This window comes from Stenotrophomonas chelatiphaga, assembly GCF_032054965.1.
Lineage (GTDB): Bacteria > Pseudomonadota > Gammaproteobacteria > Xanthomonadales > Xanthomonadaceae > Stenotrophomonas > Stenotrophomonas chelatiphaga.
Genome location: NZ_DAMBRS010000001.1, coordinates 767,798 through 781,464 on the forward strand (window position 1 = coordinate 767,798; position 13,667 = coordinate 781,464).

The 13,667-nt window shown below is 68.7% G+C and carries 16 protein-coding genes; all 16 read left to right on the plus strand.

All coding sequences use genetic code 11. From position 1 onward, the window contains the following. Position 1 precedes the first annotated feature (1 nt). The 16 genes from RTX79_RS03750 (at position 2) to fliR (ending at position 13,636) form a co-directional block, all read left to right on the plus strand. Entirely contained in the window at positions 2–1,483 is a 1,482-nt protein-coding gene (locus tag RTX79_RS03750) for a sigma-54 dependent transcriptional regulator (RefSeq protein ID WP_312681942.1), read from the plus strand. A gap of 193 nt (positions 1,484–1,676) precedes the next feature. Further along, positions 1,677–2,120, plus strand: a complete 444-nt coding sequence (locus tag RTX79_RS03755; protein ID WP_312681943.1) for a hypothetical protein — start codon at positions 1,677–1,679, stop codon at positions 2,118–2,120. Between the two features lie 143 nt (positions 2,121–2,263). Continuing rightward, entirely contained in the window at positions 2,264–2,632 is a 369-nt protein-coding gene (fliE, locus tag RTX79_RS03760; protein ID WP_057507709.1) for a flagellar hook-basal body complex protein FliE, read from the plus strand. A 12-nt stretch (positions 2,633–2,644) separates the two neighbouring features. After that, positions 2,645–4,285 carry a flagellar basal-body MS-ring/collar protein FliF gene (gene fliF / locus RTX79_RS03765; protein WP_057507693.1) on the plus strand — a complete coding sequence of 547 codons (1,641 nt, stop codon included), beginning with the start codon at positions 2,645–2,647 and terminating at the stop codon, positions 4,283–4,285. Then, positions 4,278–5,279, plus strand: coding sequence for a flagellar motor switch protein FliG (fliG, locus tag RTX79_RS03770; protein WP_042615421.1), 1,002 nt, complete (start codon positions 4,278–4,280; stop codon positions 5,277–5,279). The genes fliF and fliG overlap by 8 nt, the downstream gene beginning before the upstream one ends. After that, on the plus strand, positions 5,276–5,908 hold the full coding sequence (locus RTX79_RS03775) for a FliH/SctL family protein (RefSeq protein WP_057507692.1): 633 nt from the start codon (positions 5,276–5,278) through the stop codon (positions 5,906–5,908). Before fliG ends, RTX79_RS03775 begins: the two co-directional genes overlap by 4 nt. After that, positions 5,905–7,290 (plus strand): FliI/YscN family ATPase, encoded by a 1,386-nt coding sequence (locus RTX79_RS03780; protein ID WP_312681947.1) that lies wholly within the window; start codon positions 5,905–5,907, stop codon positions 7,288–7,290. The genes RTX79_RS03775 and RTX79_RS03780 overlap by 4 nt, the downstream gene beginning before the upstream one ends. Further along, positions 7,287–7,745 (plus strand): flagellar export protein FliJ, encoded by a 459-nt coding sequence (gene fliJ, locus RTX79_RS03785; protein ID WP_309685348.1) that lies wholly within the window; start codon positions 7,287–7,289, stop codon positions 7,743–7,745. The genes RTX79_RS03780 and fliJ overlap by 4 nt, the downstream gene beginning before the upstream one ends. Beyond that, complete coding sequence (locus tag RTX79_RS03790) at positions 7,742–8,839, plus strand: flagellar hook-length control protein FliK (protein ID WP_312681954.1); 1,098 nt, start codon at positions 7,742–7,744, stop codon at positions 8,837–8,839. Before fliJ ends, RTX79_RS03790 begins: the two co-directional genes overlap by 4 nt. Before the next feature lie 585 nt (positions 8,840–9,424). Continuing rightward, entirely contained in the window at positions 9,425–9,946 is a 522-nt protein-coding gene (locus RTX79_RS03795) for a flagellar basal body-associated FliL family protein (protein ID WP_309685344.1), read from the plus strand. Between the two features lie 9 nt (positions 9,947–9,955). Next, positions 9,956–10,963: a flagellar motor switch protein FliM gene (fliM, locus tag RTX79_RS03800; protein ID WP_312681956.1), complete on the plus strand. Its 1,008-nt coding sequence runs from the start codon at positions 9,956–9,958 to the stop codon at positions 10,961–10,963. Beyond that, entirely contained in the window at positions 10,960–11,295 is a 336-nt protein-coding gene (gene fliN, locus RTX79_RS03805) for a flagellar motor switch protein FliN (RefSeq protein ID WP_042615526.1), read from the plus strand. The genes fliM and fliN overlap by 4 nt, the downstream gene beginning before the upstream one ends. A gap of 2 nt (positions 11,296–11,297) precedes the next feature. Next, positions 11,298–11,708, plus strand: coding sequence for a flagellar biosynthetic protein FliO (fliO, locus tag RTX79_RS03810; protein ID WP_312682214.1), 411 nt, complete (start codon positions 11,298–11,300; stop codon positions 11,706–11,708). Positions 11,709–11,736: 28 nt separating this feature from the next. Further along, on the plus strand, positions 11,737–12,507 hold the full coding sequence (fliP, locus tag RTX79_RS03815) for a flagellar type III secretion system pore protein FliP (RefSeq protein ID WP_057508270.1): 771 nt from the start codon (positions 11,737–11,739) through the stop codon (positions 12,505–12,507). A 57-nt stretch (positions 12,508–12,564) separates the two neighbouring features. Continuing rightward, positions 12,565–12,834 (plus strand): flagellar biosynthetic protein FliQ, encoded by a 270-nt coding sequence (locus RTX79_RS03820; RefSeq protein ID WP_042615527.1) that lies wholly within the window; start codon positions 12,565–12,567, stop codon positions 12,832–12,834. 10 nt (positions 12,835–12,844) lie between these two features. Next, positions 12,845–13,636 (plus strand): flagellar biosynthetic protein FliR, encoded by a 792-nt coding sequence (gene fliR / locus RTX79_RS03825; RefSeq protein ID WP_057508259.1) that lies wholly within the window; start codon positions 12,845–12,847, stop codon positions 13,634–13,636. Positions 13,637–13,667 lie beyond the last annotated feature (31 nt).

The window sequence follows — 13,667 nt, forward strand, 5'->3', positions numbered from 1 at the left end:
AATGAGCGAGTCACGGATCCTGCTGCTGGACAATGACGCCGTCCGCGCCGAGCACACCGTCGCCCTGCTGGAGTTCATGGATTTCAACCCGCGCTGGGTGGCCGACGCGGCGGATTTTTCCACCGGCCGCTATCGCCAGAACGACTGGATGGCGGTGATCGTCGGTGCGCTGGACGACAGCGAAGCCAGCAATGCGTTGTTCCAGTGGCTCGGCCAGAGCAGCCTGCCGCCGCCGGTGCTGCTCATCGACGGTGATGCACAGGCGTTCGCGCGCCAGCACGGCATGCATGAAGCCAATATCTGGTCGCTGGAGGCGCCCCTGCGCCACGCCCAGATGGAAGCACTGCTGCGCCGCGCCAGCCTGAAGCGGCTGGATGCCGAGCACCAGGCCGGCGCCGTGCAGGAACAGGGCCCCACCGGCAGCGGGCCGGCCGTGATCGCATTGCGGCAGATGATCGAACAGGTTTCAGCCTTCGACACCACCGTGCTGGTGCTCGGCGAATCGGGCACCGGCAAGGAAGTGGTCTCGCGCGCGATCCACCAGCGCTCACCGCGCCGCGATGGACCGTTCGTGGCGATCAACTGCGGCGCGATCCCGCCCGACCTGCTGGAAAGCGAGTTGTTCGGTCACGAAAAAGGCGCGTTCACCGGCGCCCTGAGCACGCGCAAGGGCCGTTTCGAAATGGCCGAGGGCGGCACCCTGCTGCTGGACGAGATCGGCGACATGAGCCTGCCGATGCAGGTCAAGCTGCTGCGCGTGCTGCAGGAACGCAGCTTCGAGCGCGTCGGCGGCAACGAGACGATCCGCTGCAACGTGCGCGTCATCGCCGCGACCCATCGCGACCTGGAAAGCCGGATTGCCGACGGCAAGTTCCGCGAGGACCTGTTCTATCGGCTCAACGTCTTCCCGATCGACGTACCGGCGCTGCGCGAGCGCATCGAAGACCTGCCGATGCTGGCCGAGAACATTGCCGCCCAGCTGGCGCGCACCGGCCGTGGCGAAGTCCGCTTCGCCGCCGAGGCGCTGCAGGCACTGGCCAGCTACGCCTGGCCGGGCAACGTGCGCGAACTGACCAACCTGGTCGAGCGCCTGGCCGTGCTGCATCCCGGTGGCACCGTGCGCGTGCAGGACCTGCCGGTGCGCTATCGGGCCGACCTGCCGGTGCCTGCGGTAGCGGTCGCCAGCGTGGTGGACGCCCCCGCGGCCGGCGAAGAGCGGCTGGACCTGCGCAGCTTCTCCTTCCATGCGCCCGGCCAGGGCCATGCGCCGCCGCCTACTCCTCCGGCCGGCCTGCCGGATGATGGACTGGACCTGCGCAACCACATGGCGACCATCGAACTGGCGCTGATCCACGAGGCGCTGGAACGCACCCAGGGCGTGGTCGCGCATGCAGCCCAGCTGCTCGGCCTGCGTCGCACGACGCTGGTGGAAAAGCTGCGCAAGTACGGCATCGAACGCGACCAGCCGGAACTGACCGGCTGACCGGCACGCCGGGTAACGCCGGCAGCCTGGATAGCGCCGAGCCACGCTCGGCGAGCGCAGCGGCGGAGGCGCTGGCATGACGGCCAGCGGCCGTCACTACCGATGATTGCCTACCCGCGGTTTGGGGCTTTTCTTGAAGCCACGCCTCCGCTGGTGGCGCACGCTGGAAACTCCGTCCTGCCGGAGCACCTCCATGCGCACTCCCGTCTGCCTTCTCCTGCTGGCCACCGCCCTGCTCCCCGCCGCGCACGCCGCCCCCTACACGGCCGAACCCGGCTGCAGGTTGCCCGAGCATATCGATGGCCGTCGCTTCACCAATCTCAGCGACCCCACCTGGCGCCCGGACAATCCGAACGCCGGACGCATGGTCCGCGTGGATTTCTCGGGCAGCCGCTACCTGCTCAGCGTGCTCGGCACGCGCCTGCGCTTCCACGGCAGCTACGTCTATCGGCGCATGGCCGACAACATCGCGGTCATCGACATGCATGAAGCCTTCGAAGCCGGCGACAGCCACTACCAGCTGGTGCTGAGCTGCCGCACCGACCTGCAGGGGCGCTTCGTGTTCACCCAGTTCGACGGCCCCATCGAACCGCGGCGCCGCCAGAACGGTGGCACCTGGACCCTGCAGCCACGCTGACACGGCAGCGAGGCGGAAACCCGGCGCCGGGTTTCCGTCATCGCCTGCCCGCATGGCAGCTGAACCACTCAGCGATTCCGGCACGGCACTTGCATGAGCACCGGGGCAAGCCTCCTTGTTCCCGCTCCATGGAATCGCGCCACATGACCCACTCCGTCACCTCGATCCTTTCGCAGATCCGCAGCTTCCAGACCCAGGCCTCGCAGCCTCTGGCCAGCCCGCTGGGGGAGATGCCGCGCACCAATGCGATCCCGACCGGAGCCCCGGGCAGCATCGGCGCGCCCGCGCCTGCCAGTTTCAGCGACACCCTGCGCGGCGCCCTGTCCGGGGTGAACGAGGCACAGGCCAAGTCCGGCGCGCTGGCCCGCGACTTCGAACTGGGCGTGCCGGGTGCAGACCTGGCCAAGGTCATGGTCGCTTCGCAGCAGTCCCAGATCGCCTTCCGCGCCACCGTGGAAGTCCGCAACCGTCTCGTCCAGGCTTACCAGGACGTGATGAACATGCCGCTGTAAGGATCACCTGCGATGGCCTTGACCCTTTCCAAGGAAGCACTGAACGGCGAAAAGGCCGGGCAGTGGTTTGATCGCCTGCAGAGCCTGCAGATCGCCCGCCGCCTGGGCCTGATGGCGATGATCGCCGTGGCCGTCGCCGCCGGCCTGGCCGTGTTCTTCTGGTCGCAGAAGCCAGGCATGGTGCCGCTGTACACCGGCCTGGACCAGAAGGCGACCGCCGAAGCGACCGACCTGCTGCGCGCCGCGCAGATCCCGTTCGAACTGGACGCGGCAACCGGTGGCATCACCGTGCCGGAGAAGAACCTGCACGATGCCCGCCTGAAGCTGGCCAGTTCCGGCCTGACCGACAGCGGTCGGCTGGGCTTTGAGCTGATGGAGCGCGATCCCGGCTTCGGCGTGAGCCAGTTCGTGGAAAGCGCGCGCTACCAGCATTCGCTGGAGACCGAACTGTCGCGCACCATCAACACCCTGCGCCCGGTGCGTGATTCCCGCGTCCACCTGGCCATTCCCAAGCCCAGCGCGTTCACCCGCCAGCGCGACGTAGCCAGCGCCTCGGTGGTGCTGGAACTGCGCGGCGGCCAGCAGCTGGAACGCGGCCAGGTCGATGCGATCGTGCACATGGTCGCCGCCAGCATCCCCGACCTGACCCCCGAACGTGTCACCGTGGTCGACCAGAGCGGCCGCATGCTCAGCGTGTCCGATCCGAACAGCGAAGCGGCGCTCAATGCCGCCCAGTTCGAACAGGTGCGGCGCCAGGAAACCTCGTTCAACCAGCGCATCCGCGAGCTGCTGGAGCCGATGACCGGCCCCGGCCGGGTCAAGCCGGAAGTGACCGTGGCGATGGACTTCTCCACCACCGAAGAGGCGCGCGAGCTGTACAACGGCGAGCCGGCCAAGGTCCGCAGCGAACAGACCAGCGAGAATTCCACCAGCACCACCGGCCCGCAGGGTGTGCCGGGTGCGGCCAGCAATGCCCCGCCCGGCCAGCCGGCGCCGGCGGCCACGGCGGCCGCGCCGACGGAAACCTCGCGCAATGCCACGCGCAACTACGAACTGGACCGCACCCTGCAGCACACCCGGCAACCGGGTGGCCGCATCGAGCGCGTTTCGGTGGCGGTGCTGCTGGACAACGTGCCGCGCCCCGGCGCCAACGGCAAGATGACCGAACAGGCCCTGTCGGCGGCCGAGCTGACCCGCATCGAAGGCCTGGTCAAGCAGGCGGTCGGCTTCAACGCCGAGCGCGGCGACACCGTGTCGGTGATGAATGCCCCGTTCGTGCGCGAAGTGACCCCGGTGGAAGGCCCGAACTGGTGGGAACTGCCGTGGGTGCAGGATGGCCTGCGCCTGCTGCTGGGCGCCATCGTTGTGCTGGCGCTGCTGTTCGGCGTACTGCGTCCGGCGCTGCGCGCGATCAGCGGCAATGGCCCGAAGCCGGCGCAGCTCGGCCAGGATCCGCTGACCGCCGATGTGCAGCTGGTGGACGATGACATGGACCTGCCGGCCCTGGAGCGTGACCGCGCCAGCCTGGGGGGCGTACCGCTGGCGCTGCCGGTGGACTCTTACGAAGAACGACTGCGGATGGCACGCGAATCAGTGAAGACCGACTCCAAGCGCGTGGCCCAGGTGGTCAAGGGCTGGGTGGCCCATGAGTGAGGCCCAGCTCAACGGCGTGCAGCGCGCCGCGATCCTGCTGCTGTCGCTTGGCGAACAGGAAGCCGCCGACGTGCTGCGCCACATGGAACCCAAGGAGGTGCAGAAGATCGGCATCGCCATGGCGACCATGAGCAACGTCACCCGCGAGCAGGTCGAAGGGGTGATGGACAGCTTCAACAACGAACTGATGTCCAAGACCTCGCTGGGCGTGGGATCGGACGACTACATCCGCAACATGCTGGTGCAGGCGCTGGGCAGCGAGAAGGCCAACAGCCTGATCGACCGCATCCTGCTCGGCCGCAACACCACCGGACTGGACGCGCTGAAGTGGATGGATCCGCGCGCAGTGGCCGACCTGGTGCGCAACGAGCACCCGCAGATCATCGCCATCGTGATGGCCCACCTGGAGACCGACCAGGCCGCCGATGCACTGAAGCTGCTGCCCGAACGCACCCGCGTGGACGTGCTGCTGCGCATCGCGACCCTGGACGGCATTCCGCCGAACGCGCTGAACGAGCTGAACGAAATCATGGAACGCCAGTTCGCCGGCAACCAGAACCTGAAGTCGTCCAACATCGGTGGCGTGCAGGTGGCGGCCAACATCCTCAACTTCATGGACAGCGGCCAGGACCAGGTGATCCTGGGCGAGATCGCCCGCGTGGATGCTTCGCTGAGCGGCCGCATCCAGGAAATGATGTTCGTGTTCGACGACCTGGTGGACCTGGACGATCGCGAAATGCAGCTGGTACTGCGCGAGGTAAGCGGCGAACGACTGGGCCTGGCCCTGCGTGGCGCCGACATCCGGGTGCGCGACAAGATCACCCGCAACATGTCCCAGCGCGCCGCCGAAATCCTGCTGGAAGACATGGAAGCACGCGGTCCGGTGCGCCTGTCCGACGTGGAGGGCGCGCAGCGCGAGATCCTGGCCATCGTCAAGCGCATGGCCGATGAGGGCACGGTCACCCTGGGCGGCAGCGCGGAGGCGATGCTGTGAACACCACCGCCATCCGCTGGAATGCGCCCGACCTGCTGGCCGCCACGCAGTTGCTGCTCGACGAGCAGGCCCTGCATGACGAGCCGGAGATCGAACCCGAACCGATCCTGCAGCCGCCCACGCTGGAAGAGATCCAGGCCATCCAGGACGCCGCCGAGAAAGAAGGGTTCGCCCACGGCCATGCCGAAGGCTACGCTCAGGGACAGGCGGAAGTGCGCCGCGTGGTCGCGCAGATGGAAGGCATCCTGGACAACTTCAGCCGGCCGCTGGTGCGGCTGGAAAACGAGGCCGTCGCGGCCCTGGGCGAACTGGCCGTGCGCATCGCCGGCACCCTGGTCGGCCGCGCTTACCAGACCGATCCGGAACTGCTGGCGCAGCTGGTCGCCGAAGGCGTGGATGCGGTCGGCACCAGCAGCCGCGATGTCGAAGTGCGCCTGCACCCGGATGACATCGCGGCATTGTCGCCGCTGCTCACCCTGTCGCCGCAGCAGCGCCTGGTCCCCGATGCCGCGCTGAGCCGCGGCGACCTGCGCGTGCATGCCGAAAGCGTGCGCATCGACGGCACCCTGGAAGCCCGCCTGCGCGGCGCGCTGGACAAGGTCATGCGCCAGGTCGGGAGCGCGTCATGAGCACGCTCGACCTGCCGCTGCCGCCGGAATGGACCGGCGCCCGCAACCTGCGCCTGGGCGCGCGCCTGGACGCCCTGAATTTCGACACCCTGCATGGGCGCGGGCTGATCCGCGAAGGCGTGCTGCGCCGCGCCGTCGGCCTGACCCTCGAGGCGGTCGGCTGCGAGGCCCCGCTCGGCGCCAGCTGCAAGGTGGAAGTGGATGGCGGCTGGGTGGATTCGGAAGTGGTCGGCTTCGCCGGCGAACGTACCTACCTGATGCCCAGCGCCGAACTGCACGGCCTGCTGCCCAACGCCCGCGTGGTGCCCTCGCTGCGGCGTGGCGGCGGCGTGGACGTGGGTGAAGGCCTGCTCGGCCGCGTCATCGACAGCGACGGGGTGCCGCTGGACGGCAAGGGCCCGATCCGCGCCGAGGGCTCGGTCGGCATGGCCGGCGTCTCGATGAATCCGCTTTCGCGCGAACCCATCACCCAGCCGCTGGACGTAGGCGTGCGCGCAATCAACGCCCTGCTGCCGATCGGACGCGGCCAGCGCGTCGGCCTGTTCGCCGGTTCCGGCGTCGGCAAGTCCACCCTGCTCGGCATGATGACCCGCTTCACCTCGGCTGACGTGATCGTGGTCGGGCTGATCGGCGAGCGTGGCCGCGAAGTCCGCGACTTCGTCGAATCCACGCTGGGCGAAGAGGGCCTGCGCCGCGCCGTCGTGGTGGCCGCGCCGGCCGACCGCCCGCCGCTGGCGCGTCTGCACGGCGCCTACCGCGCAACGGCCATTGCCGAGTGGTACCGCGACCAAGGCCTGAACGTGCTGCTGCTGATGGATTCGCTGACCCGTTTCGCGCAGGCGCAGCGTGAGATCGGCCTGTCGGTCGGCGAACCGCCCACCACCCGCGGCTACCCGCCGTCGGTGTTCGCCAAGCTGCCTGCGCTGGTGGAGCGCGCCGGCAATGGCGCCAAGGGCCGTGGCTCGATCACCGCGTTCTACACCGTGCTGACCGAAGGCGATGATCCGCAGGATCCGATCGCCGATGCGGCGCGCGCCATCCTGGACGGCCACATCCTGCTGTCGCGCCGGGTCGCCGACAGCGGCCTGTATCCGGCCATCGACGTGGAAGCGTCGGTCAGCCGCGTGGTCACCGAGATCGCCGACGAGCCGTGGCGCCTGCGCATCCGCAAGCTGAAGCGGCTGGTATCGGCGTATTCGTCCAACCGCGACCTGATCGCCATCGGCGCCTACCAGCGTGGCAACGACGCGGCCACCGACGAGGCGCTGGAGCGCTGGCCCGAGATCGTCGAATTCCTCGGCCAGGACGTGGCCAAGGCCGCCGACCTGCCCCACAGCCAGGCCGCGTTGAAGCGCCTGGTGGAACCGGAGACTCCCGCATGATGCAGTCCAAGCGCATCGACCCGCTGCTCAAGCGCGCGCAGGAAAAGGAAGACACCGTCGCGCGCGACCTGGCCGAGCGCCAGCGCACGCTCGACACCCATCTGTCGCGGCTGGACGAACTGCGCCGCTATGCCGAGGAGTACGCCAACGCACAGATGGCCGCCACCAGCCCGGCGCAGCTGCTGAACCGGCGTGCCTTCCTGGACCGGCTGGACAGCGCGGTCAGCCAGCAGAGCCAGACCGTGGACAGCAACCGCGAAAAGGTGGAAGCCGAGCGCGCACGCCTGCTGCTGGCCAGCCGTGACAAGCAGGTACTCGAACAGCTTGCCGCCAGTTATCGCGCCCAGGAACAGCAGGTGGTGGAAAAGCGCACCCAGCGCGAAATGGATGATCTTGGCGCGCGCCGGGTCCGCCTGCTGCAGGCGGGCGATGGTGACTCCGGCGGCCAGTCATGATGGCCGCATCCCTCAGCGCCGCAGTCACCCCGGGTGCCGGCAATGGCGCACCCGCGCGCGCGTCGGCCGCTGGCAGCGATGCGCCCGGAAACGGATTCGAGCGCCTGCTGAAGGGCGGCGACGGCGGGACGTCCTCCGCCACCCCGGCGGCGCAGGCGACCGATACCGCGCCCGCGCGGAAGGACGCGCAGGCGCCCGGTGCTGACCCGGACGCGGAAGCGACTGCGGCCGACGCCGCCAGCGGGACCCCGGCTGCCAGTCCGGCCACCGCGGCGGACCAGCCGGACACCGAGACAACCGACGACGTGGCCGCCGCGTGGCCGCCGCCGGGACTGGCCGGCCTGCTGCTGTCCGTCGCCCCCGCAGCGCCGGACGCAGCACCCGCGGCGGCCACCCCGGTCGCAAACGGCGCCCCCGAATCGGCCCCCGCCACGGCCCTGCCTGCCCTGGCGAACGCCGCCGCAGGCGCCGCCCCGGGCGGCATCGCACTGGCCGCGGACGCCACCGCGGTCGACGCATTGCCCGCCGACGTCGAAGCCGCGCTCGCCACGCTTGGCGCCGAACCTGGCGACAGCAACGACGAGGCCACCCCGGCGCCACTGCTGCACGCCCCCGGTGCGCTGCAGGCCACCCGTTCGGCGGCCGACATCACCCTGGCGCGCGCGGTCGACCCGACCCCCACCCCCGTATTCGGGCAGGAAGGCTTCGACGAAGCCATCAGCGCACGCGTCGGCTGGCTGGCCGAACAGAAGATCGGCCACGCCCACATCCGCATCAGCCCGGACGACATGGGCACGATCGACGTGCGCCTGCAGATGGACGGCGACAAGGTCCACGCCAGCTTCAGCAGCCCGCACGTCGATGTCCGCCACGCGTTGGAAAGCACCCTGCCGCGGCTGCGTGAACTGCTCGGCGAGCAGGGCTTCCAGCTCGCCCATGCCGATGTCGGCCAGCAACAGCAGGGCGAATCCGGCCAGACACCACGTGGCAGCAGCTTCCCGGCCAACGGCGATGGCGATCCCGGCACAGCCGAAGTGACGCTCTCCAGCGCCCAGTTGATCCGCCAGCGAGGGCTGCTGGACGTCCACGCGTGACGGTTTGCCGCCGCCAATAAACCGTCGGAGGTGGCCGCGAACGGCTGAGCCCCTCGTGGTTGGTCGCCAAAAGCCTTTCCTGGTTTGGGCCGGGCGGTGGGACTGGTCGGGGGACGGCAAAAACTGCATCCATGCGGGCCTCGTTTCGTGCCATCCATGGCACTCAACGCCCCCGCCCAGCCCCACCGCCCGGCCCTGTCACTTTTTGCGTGCGCCCACCACGTAAAAGAAAAAGGAGAAGCAAGAGCAAGAGCGCCGGACGGGCTTGGAGAGGGGGGAGGGAGCCCCTGAGTCAGGGGCGGCCGCGAAGCGGCGGGGTATGGGTGCTGGTGAGACGGGGCCCGCGGTTTGCGGAGCAAAGCGTGGGAGCGGCAGCGCGAATGCGATGGCGTGATCCCGCGCCAAGGATGGCGCGAAACGAGGCCCGCAGGAGCGGCTCTTGCCGTCCCCCACCAACCCCTCCCGCCCGGCCAAACCCAGCAAACCAGCACACAGCGCCCCACCACGAGGGGCCCAGCCGCTCGCCGCCACCCGCGCGGCACGCCACTTGCATGTGCCCGGAGGCAACCTCCAGGAGCTCCACACGTGGCCGCAGCCGCAGACAAAACCAAGAAATCCGCCGACAAGGACAAGGCCGCCCCCTCGCGCCGTCCCGTGCTCGTCATCGCCCTGATCGCGGTCGTCGCCGCCGCAGCCGCCGGCGGCGCCGTGTGGTACTTCACCCAGGCCCCGCATGCCGCCGATGGCAGCCCCGCCACCTCGGCCAAGCCGAAGGCCCCCCCGGCACCGGCGCAATACTTCGGCCTGGAACCGCCGTTCGTGGTCAACCTCAACGGCCCGGTCGACGGCCCGCGCTACCTGCAGGTGGAAGTGCAGCTGATGACCCGCGACAGCTCCGCGCTGGAAGCGATCAAGACCCACTCGCCCGCCCTGCGTGCCCGGCTGCTGATGCTGTTCTCGCAGGTCACCCCCGACCAGATCGCCGACCGCGCCGGCAAGGAAAAGCTGCAGGCCGCCTCGCTCGCCGAAGTCCAGAAGGTGCTGCTGGCCGAGACCGGCAAGAAGTGCGCCGACGACCTGCTGTTCACCAGTTTCGTGACCCAGTAAGGGCGCCTGATGAACGACTTGCTGTCACAGGATGAAATCGACGCCCTGCTGCATGGCGTGGACAGCGGCGCGGTGGAAACCGACGACGACGGCGCGGTTCCGGGCGAAGCCCGCAACTACGACTTCGCCAGCCAGGACCGCATCATCCGCGGTCGCATGCCGACCCTGGAAATGGTCCACGAGCGCTTCGCCCGCCTGTGGCGGATCGGCCTGTTCAACCTGATCCGGCGCTCGGCCGAGCTGTCGGTGCGCGGCATCGAACTGGTCAAGTTCAACGACTACATGCACACGCTGTACGTGCCGACCAACCTCAACCTGATCCGCTTCAAGCCGCTGCGCGGCACCGGGCTGATCGTGTTCGAACCCACCCTGGTGTTCGCCATCGTCGACAACTTCTTCGGCGGCGACGGGCGCTACCCGACCCGCATCGAAGGCCGCGAGTTCACCGCCACCGAAATGCGCGTGATCCACCTGCTGCTGAAGCAGACCTTCGCCGACCTGCGCGAAGCGTGGGCGCCGGTGATGGACGTGGAATTCGAATACATCAACTCGGAAATCAACCCGCATTTCGCCAACATCGTCACCCCGCGCGAGTACGTGGTGGTGTGCCGGCTGCACGTGGAGCTCGATGGCGGTGGCGGCGACATCCACGTCACCCTGCCCTATTCGATGCTCGAGCCGATCCGCGAACTGCTCGATGCCGGCATCCAGAGTGACCGCAACGACCGTGACGAAAGCTGGGGCCAGACCCTGCGCGAACAGCTCAACGTGGCCGAAGTCACCCTGTCCAGCGTACTGGCCACCAAGCGCATGAGCCTGCGCGAGCTGACCCGCATGAAGGTCGGCGACATCCTGCCGATCGAGCTGCCGCAGCACGTGCCGATCTGCGTGGAGGACATCCCGGTGTTCACCGGCACCTTCGGCGTGGCCAACGGCATGAACGCCGTGAAGATCACCGCTACCCATCCGCCGGGCACGCGTCCACGCGTCCCGGTCATCCAGGAAGAACCGAAATGAATGAAACCGAGCGCCAAGAAGCCATCGCCGCCCAGTTCGAAGCCCTGCAGGCCGAAGAGGCGACCGGTGCCGACCTCAACCTGGACGTGATCCTGGACGTGCCGGTGACCCTGTCGCTGGAAGTCGGCCGCGCCCGCCTGCCGATCCGCAACCTGCTGCAGCTCAACCAGGGTTCGGTGGTGGAACTGGAACGCGGCGCGGGCGAATCGCTGGACGTGTTCGTCAACGGCACGCTGATCGCGCATGGCGAAGTGGTGGTGATCAACGACCGCTTCGGCGTGCGCTTGACCGACGTGGTCAGCCCGAGCGAACGGATCCGGAGACTGCGTTGAGCCTGTCCCTGCTCGTTGCCACCAGCCAGGCGGCCAGCAAGGCCGCCGCGCCGGTGGTCGGCCAGCACGCACCGTCCACCCCGGGCCTGTTCGGCGCGGTGCTGGCGCTGCTGCTGGTGCTGGCGCTGGTGGTCGGCCTGGGCTGGTTGCTCAAGCGCATGCCCGGCAGCAGCTTCCGCCAGGCCGAAGGGCTGAAGCTGGTCGCCAGCATCGCCGTCGGCGCCAAGGAGCGCGTGGTGGTGCTGGAGGTCAACGGCGAGCAGATCCTGCTCGGCGTCACCGCCGGTGGCATCAGCAAGCTGCAGACCCTGGCCGAACCGCTGCCACCGCCGACGCCGATGCGCGTGCCGGACCTGAAGAACCTGCCCAATTTCGCCCAGCTGCTGCAGCAGCGGCTGCGCAAGGATTCCTGAGATGCGCCTGATGTCGAAGACGCCCGCCATGCCGACGCTGGCCACTGCCCGCTGGCTGCCCTGGCTGACCCTGCTGTTGATGCTGCTGCCGGCCTTGGCATTCGCCGCGCCGGGCGCACCGGGCACCCCGTTGCCGGACGTCAACGTCGGCCGCATCGGCGGGCAACCGGTCAGCCTGCCGCTGCAGACCCTGCTGCTGATGACCGCGATCACCCTGATCCCGTCGATGCTGCTGGTGCTGACTGCCTTCACCCGCATCATCGTGGTGCTGGCCCTGCTGCGGCAGGCGCTGGGCACCGGCCAGACCCCGTCCAACCAGGTGTTGCTGGGGCTGGCGCTGTTCCTGACCGCGATGATCATGCTGCCGACCTGGGACAAGGCCTGGAGCGCCGGCATGGCGCCCTACCTGGATGGCCAGATCGATTTCCAGACCGCCTGGACGCTGACCACCCAGCCACTGCGCGGGTTCATGCTGGCGCAGATCCGCGAAACCGACCTGATGACCTTCGCCGGCATCGCCGGTCATGGCACCTACGCCAGCCCGGATGCGGTGCCGTTCCCGGTGCTGGTTGCCTCCTTCGTCACCAGTGAGCTGAAGACCGCCTTCGAAATCGGCTTCCTGATCTTCATCCCGTTCGTGATCATCGACCTGGTGGTGGCCAGCGTGCTGATGTCGATGGGCATGATGATGCTGTCGCCGATGCTGGTGTCGGCACCGTTCAAGATCCTGCTGTTCGTGCTGGTGGATGGCTGGGTACTCACGGTCGGCACGCTGGCCGCCAGCTTCAATCCCGCCTGATGCGCGAGCCCTCGAGCACGCTCGGGGCAACCTGAAACGTTACCTGACGGAACCCCGATGTCTCCCGAACTTGCCTTGACCGAACTGCGTGGCGGACTGATCGCCACCTTGTGGGTGGCCGGCCCGCTGCTGTTGACCGTGCTGGTGGTCGGCGTGGTGGTGGGCGTGGTGCAGGCCGCCACCCAGCTCAACGAACCCACCATCGCCTTCGTGGCCAAGGCGGCCGCGCTGACCGCCGTGCTGTTCGCGCTGGGCAGCCTGCTGCTGGGGCACATGGTGGAGTTCACCATCCTGCTGTTCCAGCGCATTCCGCACCTGATCGGCTAGGTCGGCGGCGATGGATCCGGCTACCCAGATGGCAGCGGACGGCCTGCAGGCGTTCGGGATGATCGGCGACACGCTGTGGACCCTGCTGCGGCTGGGCGCGATGATCATGGCGATGCCGTTGATCGGCACGCGGGCGGTGCCGTCACGGATCAAGCTGCTGCTGTCGGCCACGCTGGCCATCGCCCTGGCCCCGATCCTGCCGCCGGTTCCCAGCTGGGTCGGCTTCGATGCGGCCACCGTGCTGACCATCTTTCGAGAACTGGTCATCGGCATCACCATCGGCTTCATGCTCAGGCTGGTGTTCGAAGCCGGGGCCCTGGCCGGCGAGCTCATCGCACAAGGCACCGGCCTGTCTTTCGCACAGATGGCCGACCCGATGCGCGGCGGCAGTTCAGGGGTCATCGGGCAGTGGTTCTACCTGATGTTCGGCCTGTTGTTCTTCACCGCCAATGGCCACCTGGCGCTGATCTCGCTGCTGGTGGACAGCTACCGCGCCCTGCCGATCGGCACCACCCTGCCCGACCCGGCCGCGCTGGTCGGCATCGCGCCGACATTCCTGCTGACCGTGCTGCGCGGTGGCGTCGGCCTGGCCCTGCCGCTGATCGTCGCGATGCTGGCAGTGAACCTGGCCTTCGGTGCACTGGCCCGTGCCGCGCCCGCGCTCAATCCGATCCAGCTGGGCCTGCCGGTTTCCCTGTTGCTCGGCCTGGCACTGCTTGCGGTACTGGCTGGCGAAATGGGCCCCCCGGTGCAGCGCCTGTTCGACGCCGCGTTCGAGGCCGCAGGCGCCGTGGTGCGCTGAGGCGGAAACGAGACGCAGCGCGTGACGTATC

Coding starts and splice junctions, on each gene's coding strand:
- fliN (WP_042615526.1), top strand. CDS start 10,960: ATGAATGAAACCGAGCGCCAAGAAGCCATCGCCGCCCAGTTCGAAGCC.
- fliF (WP_057507693.1), top strand. CDS start 2,645: ATGGCCTTGACCCTTTCCAAGGAAGCACTGAACGGCGAAAAGGCCGGG.
- fliJ (WP_309685348.1), top strand. CDS start 7,287: ATGATGCAGTCCAAGCGCATCGACCCGCTGCTCAAGCGCGCGCAGGAA.
- fliE (WP_057507709.1), top strand. CDS start 2,264: ATGACCCACTCCGTCACCTCGATCCTTTCGCAGATCCGCAGCTTCCAG.
- fliG (WP_042615421.1), top strand. CDS start 4,278: ATGAGTGAGGCCCAGCTCAACGGCGTGCAGCGCGCCGCGATCCTGCTG.
- RTX79_RS03820 (WP_042615527.1), top strand. CDS start 12,565: ATGTCTCCCGAACTTGCCTTGACCGAACTGCGTGGCGGACTGATCGCC.
- RTX79_RS03780 (WP_312681947.1), top strand. CDS start 5,905: ATGAGCACGCTCGACCTGCCGCTGCCGCCGGAATGGACCGGCGCCCGC.
- fliR (WP_057508259.1), top strand. CDS start 12,845: ATGGATCCGGCTACCCAGATGGCAGCGGACGGCCTGCAGGCGTTCGGG.
- fliM (WP_312681956.1), top strand. CDS start 9,956: ATGAACGACTTGCTGTCACAGGATGAAATCGACGCCCTGCTGCATGGC.
- RTX79_RS03755 (WP_312681943.1), top strand. CDS start 1,677: ATGCGCACTCCCGTCTGCCTTCTCCTGCTGGCCACCGCCCTGCTCCCC.
- RTX79_RS03750 (WP_312681942.1), top strand. CDS start 2: ATGAGCGAGTCACGGATCCTGCTGCTGGACAATGACGCCGTCCGCGCC.
- RTX79_RS03790 (WP_312681954.1), top strand. CDS start 7,742: ATGATGGCCGCATCCCTCAGCGCCGCAGTCACCCCGGGTGCCGGCAAT.
- fliP (WP_057508270.1), top strand. CDS start 11,737: ATGCCGACGCTGGCCACTGCCCGCTGGCTGCCCTGGCTGACCCTGCTG.